An 18,967-nucleotide genomic window follows, 5' to 3' on the forward strand; every position below is an offset into this window, starting at 1 on the left:
CTTCGAGTCGCGGACTTCTGTTAGAGTGGCGCAAGGACTCCAGCGAAGTTGAGTCACGCCGGGTCAACCCTTAAGGCTTAAGGGGCAGCCCGAAACGATGAATACACAACAAACCTGTAGAAGGAGAACATCATTATGGGACGCGCAGTAGGTATTGACCTCGGCACCACGAACTCGGTCGTTTCCGTTCTGGAAGGCGGCGAGCCGACTGTTATCGCTAACTCTGAAGGTGCTCGCACCACCCCGTCCGTCGTCGCATTCGCGAAGAACGGCGGCGAAATCCTCGTTGGCCAGTCTGCCAAGAACCAGGCTGTGACCAACGTTGACCGCACCATCCGCTCCGTCAAGCGCCACATCGGCACCGACTGGACTGTGGATATCGACGGCAAGAAGTACACCCCGCAGGAGATTTCCGCTCGTACGCTCATGAAGTTGAAGCGCGACGCGGAGGCGTACCTCGGTGAGGACGTCACGGACGCCGTCATTACCGTCCCGGCGTACTTCGAGGACTCCCAGCGCCAGGCCACCAAGGAAGCCGGCCAGATTGCGGGCCTCAACGTCCTGCGTATCGTCAACGAGCCGACCGCCGCTGCTCTGGCCTACGGCCTGGAGAAGGGCGAGCAGGAGCAGACCATTCTGGTCTTCGACCTTGGTGGCGGTACCTTCGACGTCTCCCTGCTGGAGATTGGTGACGGCGTTGTTGAGGTTATGGCTACCGCCGGTGACAACCAGCTCGGTGGTGACGACTGGGATCAGCGCATCGTCGACTGGCTGGTGGAGAAATTCAAGAACGCCAACGGCATTGACCTGACCAAGGACAAGATGGCCCTGCAGCGTCTGCGCGAGGCCGCGGAGAAGGCCAAGATTGAGCTGTCTTCCTCCCAGTCCGCCACCATCAACCTGCCGTACATCACGGTCGACTCGGACAAGAACCCGCTCTTCCTCGACGAGACCCTGTCCCGCACCGAGTTCCAGAAGATCACCCAGGACCTGCTCGACCGCACTAAGGCGCCGTTCAACCAGGTCATCAAGGACGCTGGCCTGTCCCTGTCGGACATCAACCACGTCGTCCTCGTGGGTGGTTCCACCCGTATGCCGGCCGTCTCTGAGCTGGTCAAGGAGATGACTGGCCGCGAGCCGAACAAGGGCGTGAACCCGGACGAGGTCGTTGCCGTCGGCGCTGCCCTGCAGGCTGGCGTTCTGCGCGGCGAGGTCAAGGACGTGCTGCTCCTCGACGTCACCCCGCTGTCCCTCGGTATCGAGACCAAGGGTGGCGTGATGACCAAGCTCATCGAGCGCAACACCACCATCCCGACCAAGAAGTCCGAGACCTTCACCACGGCTGAGGACAACCAGCCGTCGGTCCAGATCCAGGTCTTCCAGGGCGAGCGCGAGATGGCTTCGGCCAACAAGCTGCTGGGCTCCTTCGAGCTGGGCGGCATCGCTCCGGCCCCGCGCGGTGTGCCGCAGATTGAGGTCACCTTCGACATCGACGCCAACGGCATCGTCTCCGTGTCCGCGAAGGACAAGGGCACTGGCAAGGAAAACACCATCAAGATCCAGGATGGTTCCGGCCTCTCCCAGGAGGAGATCGACCGCATGATCAAGGATGCCGAGCAGCACGCTGAGGAGGACAAGAAGCGCCGCGAGGAGCAGGAGGTCCGCAACCAGGCTGAGGGTGCTTCCTACCAGACTCGCAAGTTCCTTGACGAGAACGCAGACAAGGTTTCTGAGGACGTCAAGACCAAGGTCACCGAGGCTGCCGACGCCGTCGACGAGGCCCTCAAGGGCGAGGACATCGAGGCCATCAAGTCCGCCGTGGAGAAGCTCAACACCGAGTCCCAGGAGATGGGTAAGCAGATCTACGAGGCTCAGGCTGCCGAGGCCGCCGCTGCCGACGCTGGCGCGTCGGCAGGAGCTGACGAAGACCCCAACGTCGTCGACGCTGAGGTTGTCGACGAGGACACCGAAGGTAAGGACAACAAGTAATGGCTGACCACAACGGAATGCCGGACAACCCCGGCGACCCGGAGCACACCGACCCCGAGGCTACCTCGGCCGACCGCGCCGAGTCCGCTGCCGAGGAGGCTCGCGCCGCCCAGGCTAGCGGTTCCGCTGAGGAGCTTGACCCCACGCTCGAGTCCGACCTCGAAGAGGCCCTCGCCGACGTCGAGGCTGACCTCGACGCCACCGAGGACGGCGCAGAGGCTGAGGCCGCGGCTGCCGATGCCGCCTCCGGCGCCGAGGCTTCTGCTGAGCCGACGGTCGAGGAGCAGCTCGCCGAGCGCACCGAGGACCTGCAGCGTCTCAACGCGGAGTACACCAACTACCGCCGCCGCACGGAGCGCGAGCGCTCCCAGGTCATTGAGACCGCTAAGGCGCAGGTGCTGGGGCAGTTCCTGCCCATCCTCGATGACCTTGCGCTGGCTCGCCAGCACGGCGACTTGGAGGATGGCCCGCTCAAGTCCATCTCAGACAAGCTCGTGGGCGTGCTCACCGCTCAGAAGGTGGAAGCCTTCGGCGTGGAGGGCGACGCATTCGACCCGGAGATTCACGAGGCAGTCCAGGATCTCTCCTCCGGTTCCGAGCAGGTCATCGGGACCGTCCTGCGCCAGGGCTACCGGGTGGGCGAGAAGCTCATCCGCACCGCCATGGTGATTATCGCGGACCCGGCCGAGTCGGCTGAGTCAGCGACTGACGCGGAGTAGAACGCTGGGGCGCCGGGGCCACACCAATGGTTATCCGGCGCCCGCGGTGTATCCGCACCTTTTAGATTTTTAGTTAGAGCTTTAGAACACACGTTGACAATGACACCACGCCGGTGTGGGCCGGCGACCAACACGAAAGGAGGAGATGCCCAGTGAGCGTGAAACCTGAATGGGCAGAAAAAGATTATTACGCGGATCTGGGGGTCTCCTCATCCGCAACCCCGGAGGAGATCAAGCGCGCCTACCGCAAGCTGGCCCGCGAGAACCACCCGGACGCTAATCCCGATAATCCGGAGGCGCTCGAACGCTTCAAGGCCGTCGCCGAGGCCCACGAGGTCCTCGCTGATGCCGCGACCCGCAAGGAATACGACGACTTCAAAGCTATGGTCGCACGCGGCGGCGGCTTTGGGACGGGAGGCGCCGGCTTTCCCGGCGGGTTTCGCACGGCGCCGGGGCAAGGCTTCGAAGCGGACTTCGACCTCTCGGACATCTTCGGACACGCTGGAGGAGCGCCTCGCGGCGGTGGTCTTGGGGATATCTTCGGTGGCGTTTTCAACCGCGGCGGTGGTGCTGGCCGAACAGCTCGCCCGTCGCGGGGGGCGGACGTCGAAACGCACGTCACCCTTGAATTCCGAGAAGCGGCGAAAGGGACGACGCTTCCGCTCCAACTAACGGGCGACGCGCCGTGTACCACGTGCCATGGCTCTGGCTCCCGCTCCGGCAAGAAGCAGAAGTGCTCACGCTGTGACGGCACCGGGTTTACCTCGGAGCAGCGCGGCACCTTCGGGTTTTCCCAGCCGTGCACCGACTGCGGCGGCACCGGCCAGAAGATCACGGATCCTTGCCCGGACTGCAACGGCAGCGGAACGGTGCGCCGCACCCGCTCGATCACCGTGCGCATCCCCGCCGGCGTCATCGACGGTCAAAAGGTGCGCCTGGCCGGCCAAGGCGAGGCAGGCCCCAACGGCACTCCCGCGGGCGACCTCTTTGTGAGCGTGTCCGTGAAGCCGGACAAGGTCTTCACTCGTGACGGCGACGACCTGCACATCACGGTCCCCGTGTCCTTTGCGGAGCTGGCCCTCGGTGACACCATCACGGTGCCCACGCTCGACCAGCCGGTGCGCGTGAAGATTGCCGCCGGTACTCCGGATGGCCGCACGCTGCGCGTGCGTGGCCGTGGCATCACGCGCCGTTCCGGTACACCGGGTGACCTCATGGTGACGGTCCAGGTCAAGGTCCCTTCGACGCTCGATGCCGCAGCCACCTCGGCTCTGCGCACCTACGCACAGGCTGAGCGCGACTCCGGCTTTAACCCGCGCGCCGACTGGGCGGGCAACAAGTAAGGCAGGTGAGCAGTGATGGCTAATTCCACCGACGGTCCGCGCGAGGCACCGAAGAAGATGTACGTTATCTCCGTCGCTGCGGAGCTTTCCGGAATGCATGCGCAGACCCTGCGCACGTACGACCGGATGGGTCTGGTGTCCCCGGCCCGCACGCGCGGCGGCGGACGCCGCTACTCTGACCGAGACATCGAGCTGCTGCGCCACATCCAGGAGCTGTCCCAGGAGCAAGGCGTCAACCTCGCCGGCATTAAGTCGATTATCGAGCTCACCGAGGAACGCGACCAGCTTCTCGCCGAGCGCGACGCGCTTCTTGAGGAAGTCCGCGAGCTGCGTGCCCGCTCCTCGTCTGCGTCGACGGGCCGCGAGCTCGTCCACGTTCCGCGGTCGACCTCCGTGGTCATGTGGACCCCGCGCCGCAAGCGCGGCCGCTAGTGTCGCACGCCAGCTCGCTGCACCCGAGGGTCCTCCCTGTTGGCTCAACAGGAGGGCACTCGGGTGCTTGTGGTTTCATCGTCTATTTTGAGTGGGATGTCGTAGGCGGGACGGTGTGGTGCTAGTGGTCTGTGGTGAGTAGTTGCGTCGACATTTCTCCGTAGCGGGCTGGGGTTGCGATGCCTGCGGCAAGAAGGGGATGCGTGGCAAGGATTGGCTCGACGCGGTTGGCGAGCCAATCATGCTGGAGACCGGTCTTGGTGGCGACCTGGTCAAGCGCTACGAAGATCTTGTAGATCGAGTGATCACTGAACTGACGGTGGTTTCGTTTGACTCGTCGTACGATGTTAGGCAGGAGTCCTGGACGGTCGAGGACAGCATGGTTCCACAGCTTCGCACAGTGGGCGTTGCGGTTGCGCAAGTAGACGAATGACCGGACTTGGCTTGGCAGCGTAGTTGGAGAAACGTTCATCGACGCTGCCATGTCGTGCAGCACTCCCGACTTGCTTGAAGCTTCAATAAGCCTGGATAGACTGCCAAACGAGAAGGCCTCAACCGCTACCCAGATGGGCATGCGCGCATAGGCATCGATGCTGTAAGCGTTGCCCGTTTTGAGCTCATCACGGTAGTGAGACACAAAGGTCTCTTTGCTGCGATCTAGATTCGCCAGCGCATGTTCTTCGACACGTTCGTCATTAGGACCGGGCGATTGCGTGAACCCGTCGCCACGGGCGAACGTTCCGATCGCTCCGACACGCTGTGCGTAATAGTAGGCGAACCGGATTCTCAGAAGAACCTCGATCGGGTGGAGAACTTCGTCGCATACTGCAACCAAGTCTTGCTCGGCTTCGTAGAGCCTCTGAATATCTTCAAAGGAGGAACCGTCGAGGAAGCGATTGTTGCCTGTCATTGGGTCAACTTGCCAATAACGGAAATATCCCGAAAGACGGTAGTAGTTTACACGAGATAGGAATTTGGCTGCTGATGCGGTGTCAGCGACGTTCAAACCGCGTTCTTGAAGCAGTGTGATTTGTTCGTCGTAACTGAGCCAGTGTTTGACCATGAGCTTCCTAGAATGTGAAAGGCCCCGGTCATTTGTGCATTGTCCCTTGCGGGATTAGAGGCCTGACCGAGGATCTATCGCTTCTTACGGTACGTCAACGTGGCTGCTTGGTCAACCTTACGTGTCGAAGCTGGTGTCTCCACATGAGAGTCCCGGCCCACTTTTAACAGGGGTTAAGTCGAGCTGAATGGTTGCCCTCAATCTAGGCAGTCTCATGCCGGTCTCTAGGGGCAGGAATCGTGTCAAGGCTGCCACAACGATCTTCCAGGTGGCTCGTCCGGATTCGCAGGTGCTCAAGGGGAGTGGGCACTTCGACGGGTCGCGAACTCGTCCACGTTCCGCGGTCGACCTCTGTGGTCATGTGGACCCCGCGCCGCAAGCGCAGCCACTAGCGCAGTACGCCACGTCAGCACACTCGAGCGCCCTTTCTGTTGAGCCAACAGGAGGGGCGCTCGGGTGTTTTTGATTCCTGCCAGCCGATTGGAATACCCCCGTTGAGTTGGGGTTGGATGTCGTGTGAACAGCGTGAATATTCATGGGTGGGGGATCCTTGCAAAGTTTCGCAAAGTAGTAGTGCCGGAGTTGTGGCGGTAGTTAAGTCATTTCAGTTACTGTTGGGTAACTCAATCCGATATGGCGTAGCTCACTACAGAAAAGAATTGTGGCGACGCCTCCGCTTCGAAAGGACACCACCATGACCCGCTACGCAGATCCCGGCACTGAAGGCTCCATCGTCACCTACCGCGACCGCTACGACAACTACATCGGTGGCGAGTGGGTTGCCCCGGCCGACGGTGAGTACATGGACAACATCACGCCGATCACCGGTGAGGTCTTCTGCCAGGTTGCGCGTGGCAAGGAAGCAGACATCAACCTCGCCATCGATGCGGCAGAGAAGGCCTTTGAGACCTGGGGCCACACCTCGCCCGCCGAGCGCGCCAACATCCTGCTCAAGATCGCGGATCGGATCGAGGAGAACCTCGAGAAGATTGCCGTCGCGGAGACATGGGACAACGGCAAAGCCGTGCGCGAGACGCTCGCCGCAGATATCCCGCTCATGGTCGACCACTTCCGTTACTTTGCGAGCGCCCTGCGCTCCCAGGAAGGCCGCCTGTCGCAGATCGACAAGGACACCGTCGCTTACCACTTCTACGAGCCGCTCGGCGTCGTGGGCCAGATCATCCCGTGGAACTTCCCGCTCCTCATGGCGGCATGGAAGCTGGCGCCGGCGCTCGCCGCAGGCAACACGGTCGTCCTGAAGCCGGCCGAGCAGACCCCGGCCTCCGTCCTCTTCGTCATGGAGCTCATCGGCGACCTGCTCCCTGCGGGCGTCGTCAACATCGTCAACGGCATCGGCGAGGAAGCCGGTGTGGCGCTGTCCACCTCGGACCGCATCACAAAGATCGCCTTCACAGGCTCGACCCCGGTGGGCAAGATCATCAACAAGGCTGCTGCCGACAAGCTCATTCCGGTCACCCTTGAGCTGGGCGGCAAGTCCCCGTCCATCTTCTTCCCGGACATCATGGACGAGGATGACACCTACCTCGAGAAGTGCGTCGAAGGCTTCGTGATGTTCGCCCTCAATCAGGGCGAGGTCTGCACCTGCCCGTCGCGCGCGCTCGTCCACGAGTCCATCGCGGACAAGTTCATCGAGCGTGCCATCGAGCGCGTGAAGAAGATCAAGATTGGCGACCCGCTCGACACAGAGACCATGATGGGTGCCCAGGCGTCCCAGGAGCAGATGGACAAGATCACCGAGTACCTGGAGATCGGCCCGAAGGAGGGCGCGGAGGTCCTCACCGGTGGCCACGTGAATAAGGTGGAGGGCCTGGACAACGGCTTTTACATCGAGCCGACCGTCTTCAAGGGCACGAACGACATGCGCATCTTCCGTGAGGAGATCTTCGGTCCGGTCCTCTCCGTCGCGACCTTCAAGGACTACGACGAGGCCATTCAGATTGCGAATGACACGAACTTCGGCCTGGGCGCTGGTGTGTGGTCGCGCAATGCAAACATCTGCTACCGCGCTGGTCGCGACATTCAGGCAGGCCGCGTGTGGGTGAACCAGTACCACGTCTACCCGGCGCACGCCGCGTTCGGCGGCTACAAGGAGTCTGGTATCGGCCGCGAGAACCACCTCATGATGCTCGCTCACTACCAGGAGACCAAGAACCTTCTGGTCTCCTACAGCGAGCAGCCAGCGGGCCTGTTCTAGTAGCGCCGGGCGATAGCTCCCACGCCCTCAAAGAAGGCCGGGTCTGACCAATAGCTGGAATGGTCACCCGGCCTTCCCTGCGTTCCGGGCACGGGGTCGGCTCCAAACCACGGCGTGCTGGGATCGGTCCCGTGGACGCCGCCCACAGGACCCGTGGAATAGCGGATCGGATCGTCCGCATTCGTCACGGACCACACGCGTCCCGGAAGTTCGTCGGCGCGATGGACGCCGGCACCGGGGCTACCCACGAAGACGAGATCGTCGGCGCGCATGCCGTCGCGTGCGGCGTAGCCGGCGACCGTCGAGCCATACGAATAGCCGACCACGATATGGTGCGCGCGTGGGAAGCGGCGACGCAGCGCGCGGTGAAAACGGGTGAGCGCGCGGGCCCCCTTCTCCGCGGGAGCGCGCCGGGTGGCCAGCGGTACTCGCGGCGGCGCGTCGTATCCCACCCACGCGACGGCCGGGCTTCCCGTCGCGGTGGCGAGCGCTCGGGCATTGTCGATGTGAGACTGCCAGCTCGCCGGATTCGAGGACCCGGTGCCGGGGATATACGTGGTGATGGACGACGGTTGCGTGCGGGCGGAGGTCGGATCCACGAGGGCGGCGAACCTGCCCTCGGAGGCCTCGAGGATGAGCAGATCGGGGTTGGCTTCGGCCAAAGCTATGACGTGTGCTGGGGCGCTGGATAGATGAATCTCATGAATTCCCTCGAGTGAGAGGCCCTCGAAGTCCTCGAGACGTTGGGGTGGCTCGGCTGTGGTGTCCGAGCAGAGCGCCGCGATCTCACGGGCGCACATCCAGTCGAGCGCCTCGCCGATGCCCGCGAGCCCGGGGGCGAGGCCATCGGCAAGCGGTTCGAGGAGGTCTTCTAGTGGGGAGTAGCTGCGGAGGACTCCCGCCACGGCGGCCATTTCGGCGCGTGGTTGCTCGAGGGACGCGCGGGCGAGCTCGACGTTGTGGCGTGCGCTTTCAGGCGCGGGGCCAGCTGTTGCCAAAAATAGGGCATCCGCATGATGGCGCCACTCCACTGTGTATCCGTGCAGGTGAGAGGAGGTGGAGTCGAGTTGGGTGGCGGCGGTGGCCAAGGAACGCGCGGGGCTCATGGGAGGTCTCCTAAGCGCGCGGCGAGTGCTTCGTCGCCGACTCGAATATCAGTAAGTAGGCGTTCGAGGGCGTCGAGGTGTGCCCCGCGAGCAGTCTCAGCCTGGCTAATCGCTGACGACCAGCGAGCGGCGACGGTGGCTAAGGCGCGGGAGGTGTGTGGGCCTCCCGTGGTAGGAAAGTGCGGCGTGAAGTGGTGGCTGCGCAGAGTGGACAGGTGCTGTGGTGCGTTATCAGTGAAGTAGATCATGCCTTCACCACTACGGGGTGCGCCGCCATCTGGCAAGGGCGAAAGAAGAAATCTGTGGATAACTCACCGGCTGCCCATTACATTGGGCAACCATGAAGGTCGCAGCTGTGCAATTTACGTCCACTGGAGATACGAACGGCAACCTGGAGCGCGCCACGGAGCTTATCCGGCGCGCTGCCGGTGAGGGCGCGCGGCTTATCGTGCTGCCGGAAGCGACGGCGCAGAGCTTCGACTCTGGGCGTCTCGACACCCAGGCGTCCGACTTTGATGGCCCCTTCGCCACGGGGCTGCGCGAGGTGGCTGAGGAGTTGGAGGTCACGGTCATTGCGGGCATGTTCCGGCCTGCCGATGCCGTCGAGCGTGACGGGAAGACTATCAATCGCGTCTCGAATACCGCGCTCATCACTGGCCCTGGGATCCATCGCGGCTACGACAAGATTCACACGTATGACGCTTTTGATTACAAGGAATCAGATACCGTGCGACCGGGCACGGACCTGGTCACTTTTGACCTTGACGGCGTGACGGTGGGTGTGGCGACGTGTTATGACGTGCGCTTCCCCGAGCAGTTCCGAGACTTGGCGCGCGCGGGTGCGCAGGTCATCGCCGTGCCGTTTAGCTGGGCTGACGGTCCGGGCAAGCGCGAGCAATGGCGCCTGCTCTCGGCGGCGCGTGCGCTGGATTCCACGAGCTACATCGTGGCGGCGGGTCAGTCGCGCCCGGGCGGCGAAGCTGCGGCGGGCGAGGCCTCGGGGCCGACGGGGCTGGGGCACAGCGTTGTGGTGGGCCCCACCGGCGTGCGGCTTGAGGAGGCCGGCTACGAGGACGAGATCCTCTATGCCGACCTCGACATGGCAGAGGTGGAGAAGGCGCGTAAGGCGCTGCCTATTCTCTAGAGCTGTTACCGCTGCTTAGGGCTGGCCCACCACGGTGTGGGAGAACAGGTGAATGCGGTTGAAGACGTTCATGTTGATGCAGCCCATGAGGAATACCGCGAGGACGTCATCGCCGAGCTGCGCGCGGAGGCGGTCATAGTCCTCGTCGGGAAGGGCGCCGTGCTCGACGCTCGTGACAGCCTCGGCGATGTCGAGTCCGGCGCGCTCGAGGTCGGTGTACACGCCAGCGGCTTCGCGCCAGCCGGGAGCGAGGGCGAACTTGCGGGTGATGTCTTCGGCAGATTCTCCAGCCTCGGTGTAGAACTTCGTGGCGAGCCGCGAGTGGACGTCCGTGCAGTACGCGCAGCGGTTGACCTGTGAGACGCGGACGAAGGCGAGCTCGAGGACGGCGCGGGGGATGCCGAGCTCGGTGGCACGGGCGATGATGGTGTCCGTGACGGCGTATTGCGCGCGGGAGGTCTCCGGCATGGCGGAACGCAGCTGGATACGTGAATTATTTTCAGTCATAAATCCAGTGTAAATTCGCGCGGTGCGCCAGGCTAGAAACTGTGACTCGTTCGTCCCCAGGGGTGTTCCTCGACGGCGGTGATGCCGGCGGCGCGCAGCTTCGCGGCGGCGTCCGTGACGCGGACCTCGGGACCCACGAGAATGAAGCGGGAGCCGTGGGCGTCCTCGCGTGAGAGCATGGTCATGACAGGATCATTGGTGGGTTCGCAGTAGACGTCAGGCTCGGGCGCGCCCAGGAGGAGTGGGTCCTCCGCGGCGTCGACGAGGAGATGGACGCGCATGTCCGGGTTGAGTGCGGCCAGGTTGTCGAGCACCGTCGTGTCGTAGTGATGCCCGGGGCTCGGCGCCACCGAGTAGAGCGAGCACTCGATGTCGGCGGGGGTCTCGATGGCGGCCTCGACCTGGGCGAGGAGCCAGGTACGCACGGCCGCCCAGCCGGTGCCGAAGCAGAGGAAGACGGGGTACTCGCCGTCGCCCAGCGTGTGCGCGAACTCGCCGCGCGGCGCGCCGAGGGTCCACGTGTCGCCCACCTGGGCGCGCGCAAGAGTGCGCGAGGCATCCCCCACACCGCGCACGTGGAATTCGAGCTGGCCTGTGGAGGTCGAGGGTGCGGCCGGGGTGAGGTGACGCCAGGTGCCGGGTAAAAACTTGGAGGTCACCGGGAAATACTGACCGGGCGCAAAGTCAATGGGCATGGCGGTCTCGAGGCGCACGAGGGCGAGCTCGCGGTTGGGTCGGACGACGTCGACGACCTGTGCCTGGTGTGCCGGCGGGGTGCCTGCGAGGTCAGCCTCCTCGGCGGCGCCGGAGAGCAGGGCGGCGAGCTCGGTGAAGGCGCGCTGGGCGGCGCGGGAGGCGGCATCGGAAAGCTCAAAGGGCTTCAGGCCCGCCATGAGGGACTGGGAGAACGCGGCGAAGGCCGCGGGAGGGAAGCCGTGGCGGCGGTGGTCGCGGCCGAGGAAAGCAATGCGCTCGCGCGCTTGCGCGTTGGGCACGCCATCCTCCGAGCAGTGCTGAAGATACCACGCGAGGGCCGGAGCCATGTCCACGTGGGTCTCGGCCATGCGAAAACCAAAAATCTGGCGGGCCTCGAGAATCCTGGTGTAGAAATCCTCGTGCACGCGGTCACGAAATGCCGAGGGATTTTCTAGGATGAGGTCCGCCAGATGCTGCATATCTAGCAGTGTATTAGTCGATCGGGTAACCCGTCACCGGGCCCTCCGTATTCGGCTTCCAGCCCAGGGCCGGCGCGACGTGCGTGGCGAAGTTCTCGAGGATCTTCACGTTGACGTCGACGCCCATGTCGGTGGGCACGGTGATGAGCAGGGTATCGGTACGTGCATAAGGTTAGTTAGGGTACAAAAGCGTATGAGGTGTGTTTATGCAGCGCAGTAGTGATAATGTCGCAGCCTTTGCCTACCCCCGGCGGCCAAAGGTCTCTGGGTCGATGGGGCGCAGGCGGCGGGGGAGCTTGGCCACGACGAGGCGGTAGGACTCGGTGACCAGCTCACGGATAACCTCCGGTGGCAGGCCATCCACGAGGGTGATCCAGTGCTTCTTATTCATGTGATAGCCGGGCGTGATGAGGGGGAACTCGAGGCGCAGGCTCTCGCCGATGAGGGGATCGGACTTTACGATGGCCATGGGCTTTCCGGCTTCCTCGGTGAGCAGCGCGAAGACTTTTCCTTGGATCTTCCACACGTCCCACGCGGGGCCGAAAGGGTGGGTGAGTTGTGTGCCGGGCAGCTCGAGTGCCGCGGACCGGGCGTGGCTGAATACGGGGGCTACATCGCTCATGGTTGTAGGGTACTACCCCAGGTAGGGGTAAAGTTGCGTGATCCACACTCAAGGGCGAGCAGGAAAACTTTTAAGAATTTTCAACTTGAGTGGAACAAACTCAACTTTGGGTGCGTTATGGACAGTGAAGCCCCTAGAGTGGGGTGGCACAACGGCCGGGAACGGCAGATATATCAGGAAGAGACGAAAGAAGAAACAGGAGGAAACCATGAGCGGTTTCAACCCCACCACGAAGACTCAGGAGGCTCTGCAGCAGGCGCTGCAGACCGCCTCGAGTAACGGCAACCCGGATATCCGTCCGGCGCACCTGCTTGCCGCTATTTTGAACCAGGAAGACGGCATCGCCGCCCCCGTGCTCCGCGCTACTGGCGTGGACGCGGGCACCGTGGCCAAGGAGGCCGCGGCCCTCGTCGACGGCTATCCCAAGGCGGAGGGCGCTGGGATGGCGAACCCGCAGTTTAACCGCGACGCACTTAACGTGCTCACCCGCGCGCAGGAACTCGCGGGCGAGCTGGGTGATGAATACGTGTCGACGGAGGTGCTGCTCGCAGCCATCGCCGGCTCCAAGACGGACGCCTCGGAGCTGCTGACGAGCCGCGGCGCGACCTATGAGGCGCTCAAGGGTGCCTTCCCGTCCGTGCGTGGCGCGGCCAAGGTGACGAGCGAGAACCCCGAGGACCAGTTCCAGGCCCTCGAGAAGTACTCGACGGACCTCACGGCGCGTGCCCGCGAGGGCAAGATTGACCCGGTTATTGGTCGTGACCAGGAGATTCGCCGCGTCGTGCAGGTGCTCTCGCGCCGTACGAAGAACAACCCGGTGCTCATCGGCGAGCCCGGCGTCGGTAAGACTGCCATCGTGGAAGGCCTTGCCCGTCGCATCGTCGCGGGTGACGTCCCGGAGTCGCTCAAGGGCAAGACTCTTATTAGCTTGGACCTCGGCTCTATGGTCGCCGGTGCGAAGTACCGCGGCGAATTCGAGGAGCGCTTGAAGGCCGTGCTGGACGAGATTAAGGCCTCGGACGGCCAGATCATTACGTTCATCGATGAGCTCCACACCATCGTGGGCGCCGGTGCGACCGGCGAGGGCTCCATGGACGCGGGCAACATGATTAAGCCCATGCTCGCCCGCGGTGAGCTGCGCCTCGTGGGTGCGACGACGCTCGACGAGTACCGCAAGTACATCGAGAAGGACGCCGCGCTTGAACGCCGCTTCCAGCAGGTCTACGCTGCCGAGCCCTCTGTCGAAGACACCGTCGGTATTCTCCGTGGCTTGAAGGAGCGCTACGAGGTGCACCACGGCATCCGCATCCAGGACTCTGCCCTGGTCGCGGCAGCGGAGCTGTCCAACCGGTACATCACCAACCGCTTCCTCCCGGATAAGGCCATCGACTTGGTCGACGAGGCGGGCTCGCGCCTGCGCATGGAGATTGACTCCTCGCCGCAGGAGATCGACGAGCTCGAGCGCATTGTCCGCCGCATGGAGATCGAGGAACTCGCGCTGAAGAAGGAGTCTGATGCCGCCAGCCAGGACCGCCTGGCCAAGCTGCAGCAGGAACTCGCGGACGAGCGTGAGAAGCTGGGCGAGCTCAAGGCGCGCTGGGCGAACGAGAAGAAGTCCATCGATGATGTCCAGGCCATCAAGGAGCAGCTCGACGAGCTGCGCCGCCAGGCCGAGATCGCGGAGCGCGACGGCGACCTCGCCGCGGCCTCCGAGATCAACTACGGCAAGATCCCGCCGCTGGAGAAGGAGCTGGCCGAGGCCGAGGCGGCATCGGCAGAGCATAAGAACACCATGCTCACCGAGGAAGTCACCCCGGACACCATCGCGGAGGTCGTCTCTGCATGGACCGGCATCCCCGCCGGCAAGATGCTCCAGGGCGAGACCGAGAAGCTCCTCCACATGGAGGACGTCCTGGGCGAGCGCGTCGTGGGACAGAAGGCTGCCGTCGCCGCCGTGTCCGACGCCGTGCGTCGCGCACGCGCTGGCGTCGCCGACCCGAACCGCCCGACCGGCTCCTTCCTCTTCCTTGGCCCCACTGGCGTGGGTAAGACGGAGCTGGCCAAGGCGCTTGCGGAGTTCCTCTTCGACGATGAGTCGGCCATGGTCCGCATTGACATGTCCGAGTACGGCGAGAAGCACTCCGTTGCGCGCCTCGTCGGTGCCCCTCCGGGATACGTCGGCTACGACGCTGGTGGCCAGCTCACGGAGGCGGTCCGCCGTCGCCCGTACACCCTCGTCCTCTTCGACGAGGTCGAGAAGGCCCACCAGGACGTCTTTGACGTGCTGCTCCAGGTACTCGACGAAGGCCGGCTTACTGATGGCCAGGGTCGCACGGTGGACTTCCGCAACACCGTGATCATCCTCACGTCCAACCTGGGCGCAGGTGGCACGGAAGAGCAGGTCATGGAGGCCGTCAAGCACGCCTTCAAGCCGGAGTTTATCAACCGTCTCGACGATGTGGTGGTCTTCGAGTCGCTGTCCCCGGAGCTGCTCGCCGGCATCGTGGACATCCAGCTTGGCGCCCTCGGCGCACGCCTTTCGGGCCGCCGCCTCACCCTGGACGTCACGCCGGAGGCCAAGTCCTGGCTCGCCGAGCGCGGCTACGACCCGGCCTACGGTGCACGCCCGCTGCGCCGGCTTATCCAGCAGGCCATCGGCGACAAGCTTGCCAAGCTCCTGCTCGCCGGTGAGATTGTCGACGGCGACACGGTCCACGTCGACCGCGCCGCGGATGGTGAAGCGCTCACGCTGAGCGCTTAACCTGCGCCGACGCCGCGTGTCCGGCAACCCTTCGCTCATGTCCCTACACTGTGGGGGCATGAGCATTGCGGTTTCTCCCCAAGACCTGAAAAGTCATCTTTATCAAGGCCAGCGCTCCACGGTCGTCTACACCACGTGGGCACCGACCGAGGGCGCAGCTTTCAACCAATTTTCTTCGCTCCACATCCCCACCTCCCACTTCGCTGACACCGCCCTCGCGTTTGCTGGCACCCCCGGCTCCCGCGTGGGCCGCAACCCCCTGCCGGATCCGGACAAACTCCAGAACTGGTTTGAACGCCTCGGATTGCGCGCCGAGTACCCCGTCGTCATCTATGACGACGGCCGCGGACTCTTCGCCGGCCGCGCCTGGTGGACGCTGCGCTGGGCTGGCGTGGGCGACGTCCGCCTCCTCAACGGCGGCTTTGCGGCTTGGCGCCGCGCCGGGCTGGAAACGCTGACCGGCCCCGGCAACCTGCCGCTGCACTCCAACCTCGTGGTCGTGCCCGGCGGCATGCCCACCGCCACGATCGACGAGGTTAAGGAGCATCTCGCGAACCCGGACCCGGAAGTCCAGCTCATCGATACCCGCTCGCCCAGCCGCTTTACCGGCCGCCGCGAGCATCTCGACCTCAAGGCCGGTCACATTCCGGGGGCCATCAACGTCCCGGAGCGTGAGCTCCATGTGGACGACGAGACGTGGCTGTGGAAGTCCCCGGAAGAAATCCGCGCCGTCTTTGAAACCGCCGGGGTCAACCTCGACACCATCGACAAGGCCATCATCTACTCCGGCTCGGGCAACCACTCCGCGCTGGCCATCGCCGCCCTAGAAATCGCCGGCCTGCCCAGCCCCCGCCACTTCGTGGGCGGCTGGTCCCAGTGGTCCGCCGTGCGCGACAACCCTGCCGAGCGCGGTGACTAACACGCGGGGACGAACACGCAGCAACTAACGCCCGGGAGCGCACCAGGGGACGTAGACTAAGGCACTAATGGCTGTCATACTTCTCCTCCTTGCGCTCCTCACCGGCGGCGCCGGCGCCTACCTGTGGTGGCTGTCCGGTCGCCCGGCTTCCGATGCCCCCGCTCAGCGCCCCGCCGTCTCCGGCACGTCCGCCGAGGCCCGCGACGCTGAAACTGCCCCAGAGGAAGCACAAGAATCTGAAGAAGACGACTTCTTCGGCGAGTGGTCCGACGACTCCCACGACCTCCAGGACGCACCGAGCGACGCGCCCGTCACCGAGGCCGAGCAGGCTGAGCAGGCCGAGGCAACTGAGGAAGCGGGGGACGAGGACGACAACACCGCCGAGGTTTCCGAAGAACCCACCCCCATCATCGACGCCGATCCCGCTCCGACCCATGGCCGCCATGCCGCCTGGACGGACGACGATGACGTTGACCACGACGTTGACGGAGCCCTGTTCGATTCCGAGTCCTCTGACTCGGCGGAGCCCGAGCCGGACGACGCCGACTTTTCCGATACGAACGCTGTCGCCGACGACGCCACCGACAACACCGAGAGCATCGACGAAGAAGACAACGAGGACAGCAACCTCGACAGCGACCTCGGGGACGGCGCTGAGGACGCCGAAGACACCGCATCCGAACCCGAGCTCATCCGCGGTCGTCGCTCGCTGCTGGGAAGCCTGCCCGGTGCCGTGGCCCGTGAGCGGCGTGCCTGGGCTGCGGCGCGTGACTATGACTTCGCGAAGCAGGACGAGTACCTCGTCGACGAATTCACCCGCGGCGCGGCTGCAGGTGGCGCGGCGCCGCACGACGTGGTGGCCGGCCGCGTGCTGGGCCACGAGATGCTGCTCATGGACATCGGCGGCGTCAACGTTATGGCCATGCGCACCGGCGCGGCCTCGGACATCGTCGTCGACTTCCGCCGCACTGGCGCGCTCGAGGACACCGGCGCAGATGATCTCGTTCCCGCCTTCGAGGCCCAGGGCTTTAGCGTCTACGCCTCTGATGCCGCCGTCGCTGAGCGTCTTATCGACGCCCGCGTGCGCACGGCGCTCGACTCCTTCCCGCACGAGGTCACCGCGGTGTGGATGGAGTCCGAATGGGTGCTCGCCCAGATGACCAAGGACGCCCGCGCCGTCGAGTGGGATGCCATGCAGGCACCGCTGGCGCTGCTCGCCGATTGCGCCCGCGTCCTACCGCCGCGCTCGCAGGCCGCGCAGGTACTGCGCCTCGGCGATGGGGACCCCACCCGCTCGATGGAGCAGGAGGCTGTCACCCTGGCCAGCGGCCCAGCCCTCGTGGCGCCGGAACGCGACGAATTCGAGTACCCGCCCGTCGAGCGCCCTGAGGAACCCGTGCCCATGCCTAGCCGCGTGACCTCCGACGTCCGCGGTCCCGTCGAGCTCACCGCGCTCGGCGCGGACGAGGTCGACGCCATCGCGGACGGTAAGGACCACCCCGACATCGACGAGCGCGCCCCGCGCGTGCGCCGCTACCTCGACGGCAAGTCGAGCATCTTTGGCGACGACTAAAACGACGACTAAGAACACTCGGAGACCGCCACGAAACGCCGCGGGCGGTCGAAGTAAGCTGTACACAGACCACTCGCAGACGTAATCAAAGGAGCGCTCATGACCGCACGTGAACTCGATCAGGCCAAGCTGGACCGCCTGGCGGAATTGGTAAAGGAACTCGCCGTCGTCCACGGCAAGGTCACGCTGTCCTCGGGCAAGGAAGCTGATTACTACGTCGACCTGCGTCGCGCGACGCTGCAGCACGAGGCCTCCCGCCTTATCGGTTCGCTCTTGCGCCAGCTCACCGCGGACTGGGATTACGTCGCCGTCGGCGGCCTGACCCTGGGCGCCGATCCGGTTGCGACCTCCATCATGCATGCAGACGGTCGCGACATCGACGCGTTCGTCGTGCGCAAGGAAGCGAAGAAGCACGGCATGCAGCGCCGCATCGAGGGCTTCGACGTTAAGGGCCAGAAGGTTCTCGTTGTTGAGGACACTACGACCACGGGCAACTCGCCGCTTACCGCCGTCGCCGCCCTGCGCGACGCCGGTGCCGAGGTCGTGGGCGTTGCCACCGTCGTCGACCGCGCAACGGGCGCCGCGGACGTCATCAAGGCCGAGGGCCTGGAGTACCGCTTCCTCCTCGGTCTCGAGGATCTGGGCCTTGCCTAAGCCGGGGGCATCGGAAAGCGCGGCGAACCCGTACGCCGAGGGCCGTGGCCCTACCGAGTGGAACGAAGGCCGTCATGGCGTAGGCCCGTGGGAGGGCCCGCTGCCAGACGATCCGCGTTACGACCCGGAGCTGCTCACGGACGGTGACCACCGCAACGTCGTCGACGCGTACCGGTACTGGACGCGCGAGGCGATCGTCGCGGACATCGATACCCGGCGGCATCCGCTGCACATCGCGATCGAGAATTTCGAAAACGACTCGAATATCGGCACCGTCGTGCGCACCGCCAACGCGTTTGCGGTCGATACGGTGCACATTGTGGGTCGTCGCCGCTGGAACCGCCGCGGCGCCATGGTCACCGACCGCTATCAGCACCTCATGCACCACGACACGGTGGGGGAGCTCATCGAATGGGCACACGACCACGGTGTGACCGTCGTCGCCATCGATAACACGCCCGGCTCGGTGCCGCTGGAGACCGCGGAACTGCCCGAAAAATGCCTGCTCCTTTTCGGCCAAGAAGGCCCCGGCGTGAGCGCCGAAGCACAAGATAACGCCGTGATGACATGCTCCATCGCGCAGTTCGGTTCGACGCGCTCCATTAACGCGGGCGTGGCGGCGGGCATCGCCATGCATGCGTGGATCCGCCAGCACGCTGATCTGTCTCGCGCGTGGTAACAAGCGGTATAGAATAGCGATGTTTGTAGTGCGGCCGTCGTGCCGCAGAACCTCACACCGACCATA

At 64.4% G+C, this 18,967-nt stretch carries 17 protein-coding genes and 1 pseudogene; 11 read left to right on the forward strand and 7 right to left on the reverse strand.

The window, feature by feature from the left end; genetic code table 11:
* Nucleotides 1–135: 135 nt before the first annotated feature.
* The 4 genes from dnaK to HMPREF0307_RS05400 all read left to right on the forward strand — a co-directional run bounded on the left by dnaK (nucleotide 136) and on the right by HMPREF0307_RS05400 (nucleotide 4,483).
* Nucleotides 136–1,989 (forward strand): molecular chaperone DnaK, encoded by a 1,854-nt coding sequence (dnaK, locus tag HMPREF0307_RS05385; RefSeq protein WP_066488835.1) that lies wholly within the window; start codon nucleotides 136–138, stop codon nucleotides 1,987–1,989.
* Nucleotides 1,989–2,708: a nucleotide exchange factor GrpE gene (gene grpE / locus HMPREF0307_RS05390; RefSeq protein ID WP_066488842.1), complete on the forward strand. Its 720-nt coding sequence runs from the start codon at nucleotides 1,989–1,991 to the stop codon at nucleotides 2,706–2,708. Before dnaK ends, grpE begins: the two co-directional genes overlap by 1 nt.
* Before the next feature lie 152 nt (nucleotides 2,709–2,860).
* Nucleotides 2,861–4,051 carry a molecular chaperone DnaJ gene (gene dnaJ / locus HMPREF0307_RS05395; protein WP_066488847.1) on the forward strand — a complete coding sequence of 397 codons (1,191 nt, stop codon included), beginning with the start codon at nucleotides 2,861–2,863 and terminating at the stop codon, nucleotides 4,049–4,051.
* Between the two features lie 15 nt (nucleotides 4,052–4,066).
* A complete protein-coding gene (locus tag HMPREF0307_RS05400; RefSeq protein ID WP_066488858.1) occupies nucleotides 4,067–4,483 on the forward strand; it encodes a heat shock protein transcriptional repressor HspR in 417 nt (138 codons plus the stop codon).
* A gap of 121 nt (nucleotides 4,484–4,604) precedes the next feature.
* Here the strand turns inward: HMPREF0307_RS05400 and HMPREF0307_RS05405 are convergent, their stop codons facing one another.
* Nucleotides 4,605–5,546 carry an Abi family protein gene (locus HMPREF0307_RS05405; RefSeq protein WP_066488870.1) on the reverse strand — a complete coding sequence of 314 codons (942 nt, stop codon included), beginning with the start codon at nucleotides 5,544–5,546 and terminating at the stop codon, nucleotides 4,605–4,607.
* 694 nt (nucleotides 5,547–6,240) lie between these two features.
* Here HMPREF0307_RS05405 and HMPREF0307_RS05410 point away from each other — a divergent pair.
* A complete protein-coding gene (locus HMPREF0307_RS05410; RefSeq protein ID WP_066488873.1) occupies nucleotides 6,241–7,761 on the forward strand; it encodes an acetaldehyde dehydrogenase ExaC in 1,521 nt (506 codons plus the stop codon).
* Here HMPREF0307_RS05410 and HMPREF0307_RS05415 read toward each other — a convergent pair.
* Both HMPREF0307_RS05415 and HMPREF0307_RS12885 read right to left on the reverse strand, forming a co-directional pair.
* The gene (locus tag HMPREF0307_RS05415; RefSeq protein WP_066488880.1) at nucleotides 7,758–8,867 is read right to left on the reverse strand and encodes an alpha/beta hydrolase; all 1,110 of its coding nucleotides are present in this window, start codon (nucleotides 8,865–8,867) and stop codon (nucleotides 7,758–7,760) included. The two genes, HMPREF0307_RS05410 and HMPREF0307_RS05415, sit on opposite strands and share 4 nt — an antisense overlap.
* On the reverse strand, nucleotides 8,864–9,115 hold the full coding sequence (locus tag HMPREF0307_RS12885) for a hypothetical protein (RefSeq protein ID WP_141628663.1): 252 nt from the start codon (nucleotides 9,113–9,115) through the stop codon (nucleotides 8,864–8,866). The genes HMPREF0307_RS05415 and HMPREF0307_RS12885 overlap by 4 nt, the downstream gene beginning before the upstream one ends.
* 92 nt (nucleotides 9,116–9,207) lie before the next feature.
* Between HMPREF0307_RS12885 and HMPREF0307_RS05420 the strand changes: the two genes are divergently transcribed.
* Complete coding sequence (locus HMPREF0307_RS05420; RefSeq protein ID WP_066488889.1) at nucleotides 9,208–10,011, forward strand: carbon-nitrogen hydrolase family protein; 804 nt, start codon at nucleotides 9,208–9,210, stop codon at nucleotides 10,009–10,011.
* A gap of 15 nt (nucleotides 10,012–10,026) precedes the next feature.
* Here HMPREF0307_RS05420 and HMPREF0307_RS05425 read toward each other — a convergent pair whose 3' ends face one another.
* The 4 genes and pseudogenes from HMPREF0307_RS05425 to HMPREF0307_RS05440 all read right to left on the reverse strand — a co-directional run bounded on the left by HMPREF0307_RS05425 (nucleotide 10,027) and on the right by HMPREF0307_RS05440 (nucleotide 12,315).
* A complete protein-coding gene (locus HMPREF0307_RS05425) occupies nucleotides 10,027–10,518 on the reverse strand; it encodes a carboxymuconolactone decarboxylase family protein (RefSeq protein ID WP_066488893.1) in 492 nt (163 codons plus the stop codon).
* Nucleotides 10,519–10,550: 32 nt separating this feature from the next.
* A complete protein-coding gene (locus HMPREF0307_RS05430; RefSeq protein ID WP_070540449.1) occupies nucleotides 10,551–11,693 on the reverse strand; it encodes an FAD-binding oxidoreductase in 1,143 nt (380 codons plus the stop codon).
* Between the two features lie 13 nt (nucleotides 11,694–11,706).
* Nucleotides 11,707–11,850 (reverse strand): annotated as a pseudogene (locus HMPREF0307_RS05435) (alkane 1-monooxygenase); the annotation flags it as partial.
* A gap of 84 nt (nucleotides 11,851–11,934) precedes the next feature.
* Nucleotides 11,935–12,315: an MmcQ/YjbR family DNA-binding protein gene (locus HMPREF0307_RS05440; RefSeq protein WP_066488902.1), complete on the reverse strand. Its 381-nt coding sequence runs from the start codon at nucleotides 12,313–12,315 to the stop codon at nucleotides 11,935–11,937.
* 208 nt (nucleotides 12,316–12,523) lie between these two features.
* Here HMPREF0307_RS05440 and clpB point away from each other — a divergent pair, with 208 nt between their 5' ends.
* The 5 genes from clpB (at nucleotide 12,524) to HMPREF0307_RS05465 (ending at nucleotide 18,901) form a co-directional block, all read left to right on the forward strand.
* Entirely contained in the window at nucleotides 12,524–15,076 is a 2,553-nt protein-coding gene (gene clpB / locus HMPREF0307_RS05445) for an ATP-dependent chaperone ClpB (RefSeq protein ID WP_066488906.1), read from the forward strand.
* Between the two features lie 58 nt (nucleotides 15,077–15,134).
* Nucleotides 15,135–15,995: a sulfurtransferase gene (locus tag HMPREF0307_RS05450; protein WP_066488908.1), complete on the forward strand. Its 861-nt coding sequence runs from the start codon at nucleotides 15,135–15,137 to the stop codon at nucleotides 15,993–15,995.
* 67 nt (nucleotides 15,996–16,062) lie between these two features.
* Nucleotides 16,063–17,568, forward strand: coding sequence for a hypothetical protein (locus HMPREF0307_RS13290; RefSeq protein ID WP_231725066.1), 1,506 nt, complete (start codon nucleotides 16,063–16,065; stop codon nucleotides 17,566–17,568).
* A 99-nt stretch (nucleotides 17,569–17,667) separates the two neighbouring features.
* Nucleotides 17,668–18,222 carry an orotate phosphoribosyltransferase gene (gene pyrE, locus HMPREF0307_RS05460; protein ID WP_066488910.1) on the forward strand — a complete coding sequence of 185 codons (555 nt, stop codon included), beginning with the start codon at nucleotides 17,668–17,670 and terminating at the stop codon, nucleotides 18,220–18,222.
* Entirely contained in the window at nucleotides 18,215–18,901 is a 687-nt protein-coding gene (locus tag HMPREF0307_RS05465) for a TrmH family RNA methyltransferase (RefSeq protein ID WP_066488915.1), read from the forward strand. Before pyrE ends, HMPREF0307_RS05465 begins: the two co-directional genes overlap by 8 nt.
* Nucleotides 18,902–18,967 lie beyond the last annotated feature (66 nt).

Source organism: Corynebacterium sp. DNF00584 (assembly GCF_001552965.1).
In the GTDB taxonomy this organism is placed as follows: Bacteria; Actinomycetota; Actinomycetes; order Mycobacteriales; family Mycobacteriaceae; genus Corynebacterium; species Corynebacterium phoceense.

Coding starts and splice junctions, on each gene's coding strand:
- dnaK (WP_066488835.1), top strand. CDS start 136: ATGGGACGCGCAGTAGGTATTGACCTCGGCACCACGAACTCGGTCGTT.
- grpE (WP_066488842.1), top strand. CDS start 1,989: ATGGCTGACCACAACGGAATGCCGGACAACCCCGGCGACCCGGAGCAC.
- HMPREF0307_RS05400 (WP_066488858.1), top strand. CDS start 4,067: ATGGCTAATTCCACCGACGGTCCGCGCGAGGCACCGAAGAAGATGTAC.
- HMPREF0307_RS05405 (WP_066488870.1), bottom strand. CDS start 5,546: ATGGTCAAACACTGGCTCAGTTACGACGAACAAATCACACTGCTTCAA.
- HMPREF0307_RS05410 (WP_066488873.1), top strand. CDS start 6,241: ATGACCCGCTACGCAGATCCCGGCACTGAAGGCTCCATCGTCACCTAC.
- HMPREF0307_RS05415 (WP_066488880.1), bottom strand. CDS start 8,867: ATGAGCCCCGCGCGTTCCTTGGCCACCGCCGCCACCCAACTCGACTCC.
- HMPREF0307_RS12885 (WP_141628663.1), bottom strand. CDS start 9,115: ATGATCTACTTCACTGATAACGCACCACAGCACCTGTCCACTCTGCGC.
- HMPREF0307_RS05420 (WP_066488889.1), top strand. CDS start 9,208: ATGAAGGTCGCAGCTGTGCAATTTACGTCCACTGGAGATACGAACGGC.
- HMPREF0307_RS05425 (WP_066488893.1), bottom strand. CDS start 10,518: ATGACTGAAAATAATTCACGTATCCAGCTGCGTTCCGCCATGCCGGAG.
- HMPREF0307_RS05430 (WP_070540449.1), bottom strand. CDS start 11,693: ATGCAGCATCTGGCGGACCTCATCCTAGAAAATCCCTCGGCATTTCGT.
- HMPREF0307_RS05440 (WP_066488902.1), bottom strand. CDS start 12,315: ATGAGCGATGTAGCCCCCGTATTCAGCCACGCCCGGTCCGCGGCACTC.
- clpB (WP_066488906.1), top strand. CDS start 12,524: ATGAGCGGTTTCAACCCCACCACGAAGACTCAGGAGGCTCTGCAGCAG.
- HMPREF0307_RS05450 (WP_066488908.1), top strand. CDS start 15,135: ATGAGCATTGCGGTTTCTCCCCAAGACCTGAAAAGTCATCTTTATCAA.
- HMPREF0307_RS13290 (WP_231725066.1), top strand. CDS start 16,063: ATGGCTGTCATACTTCTCCTCCTTGCGCTCCTCACCGGCGGCGCCGGC.
- pyrE (WP_066488910.1), top strand. CDS start 17,668: ATGACCGCACGTGAACTCGATCAGGCCAAGCTGGACCGCCTGGCGGAA.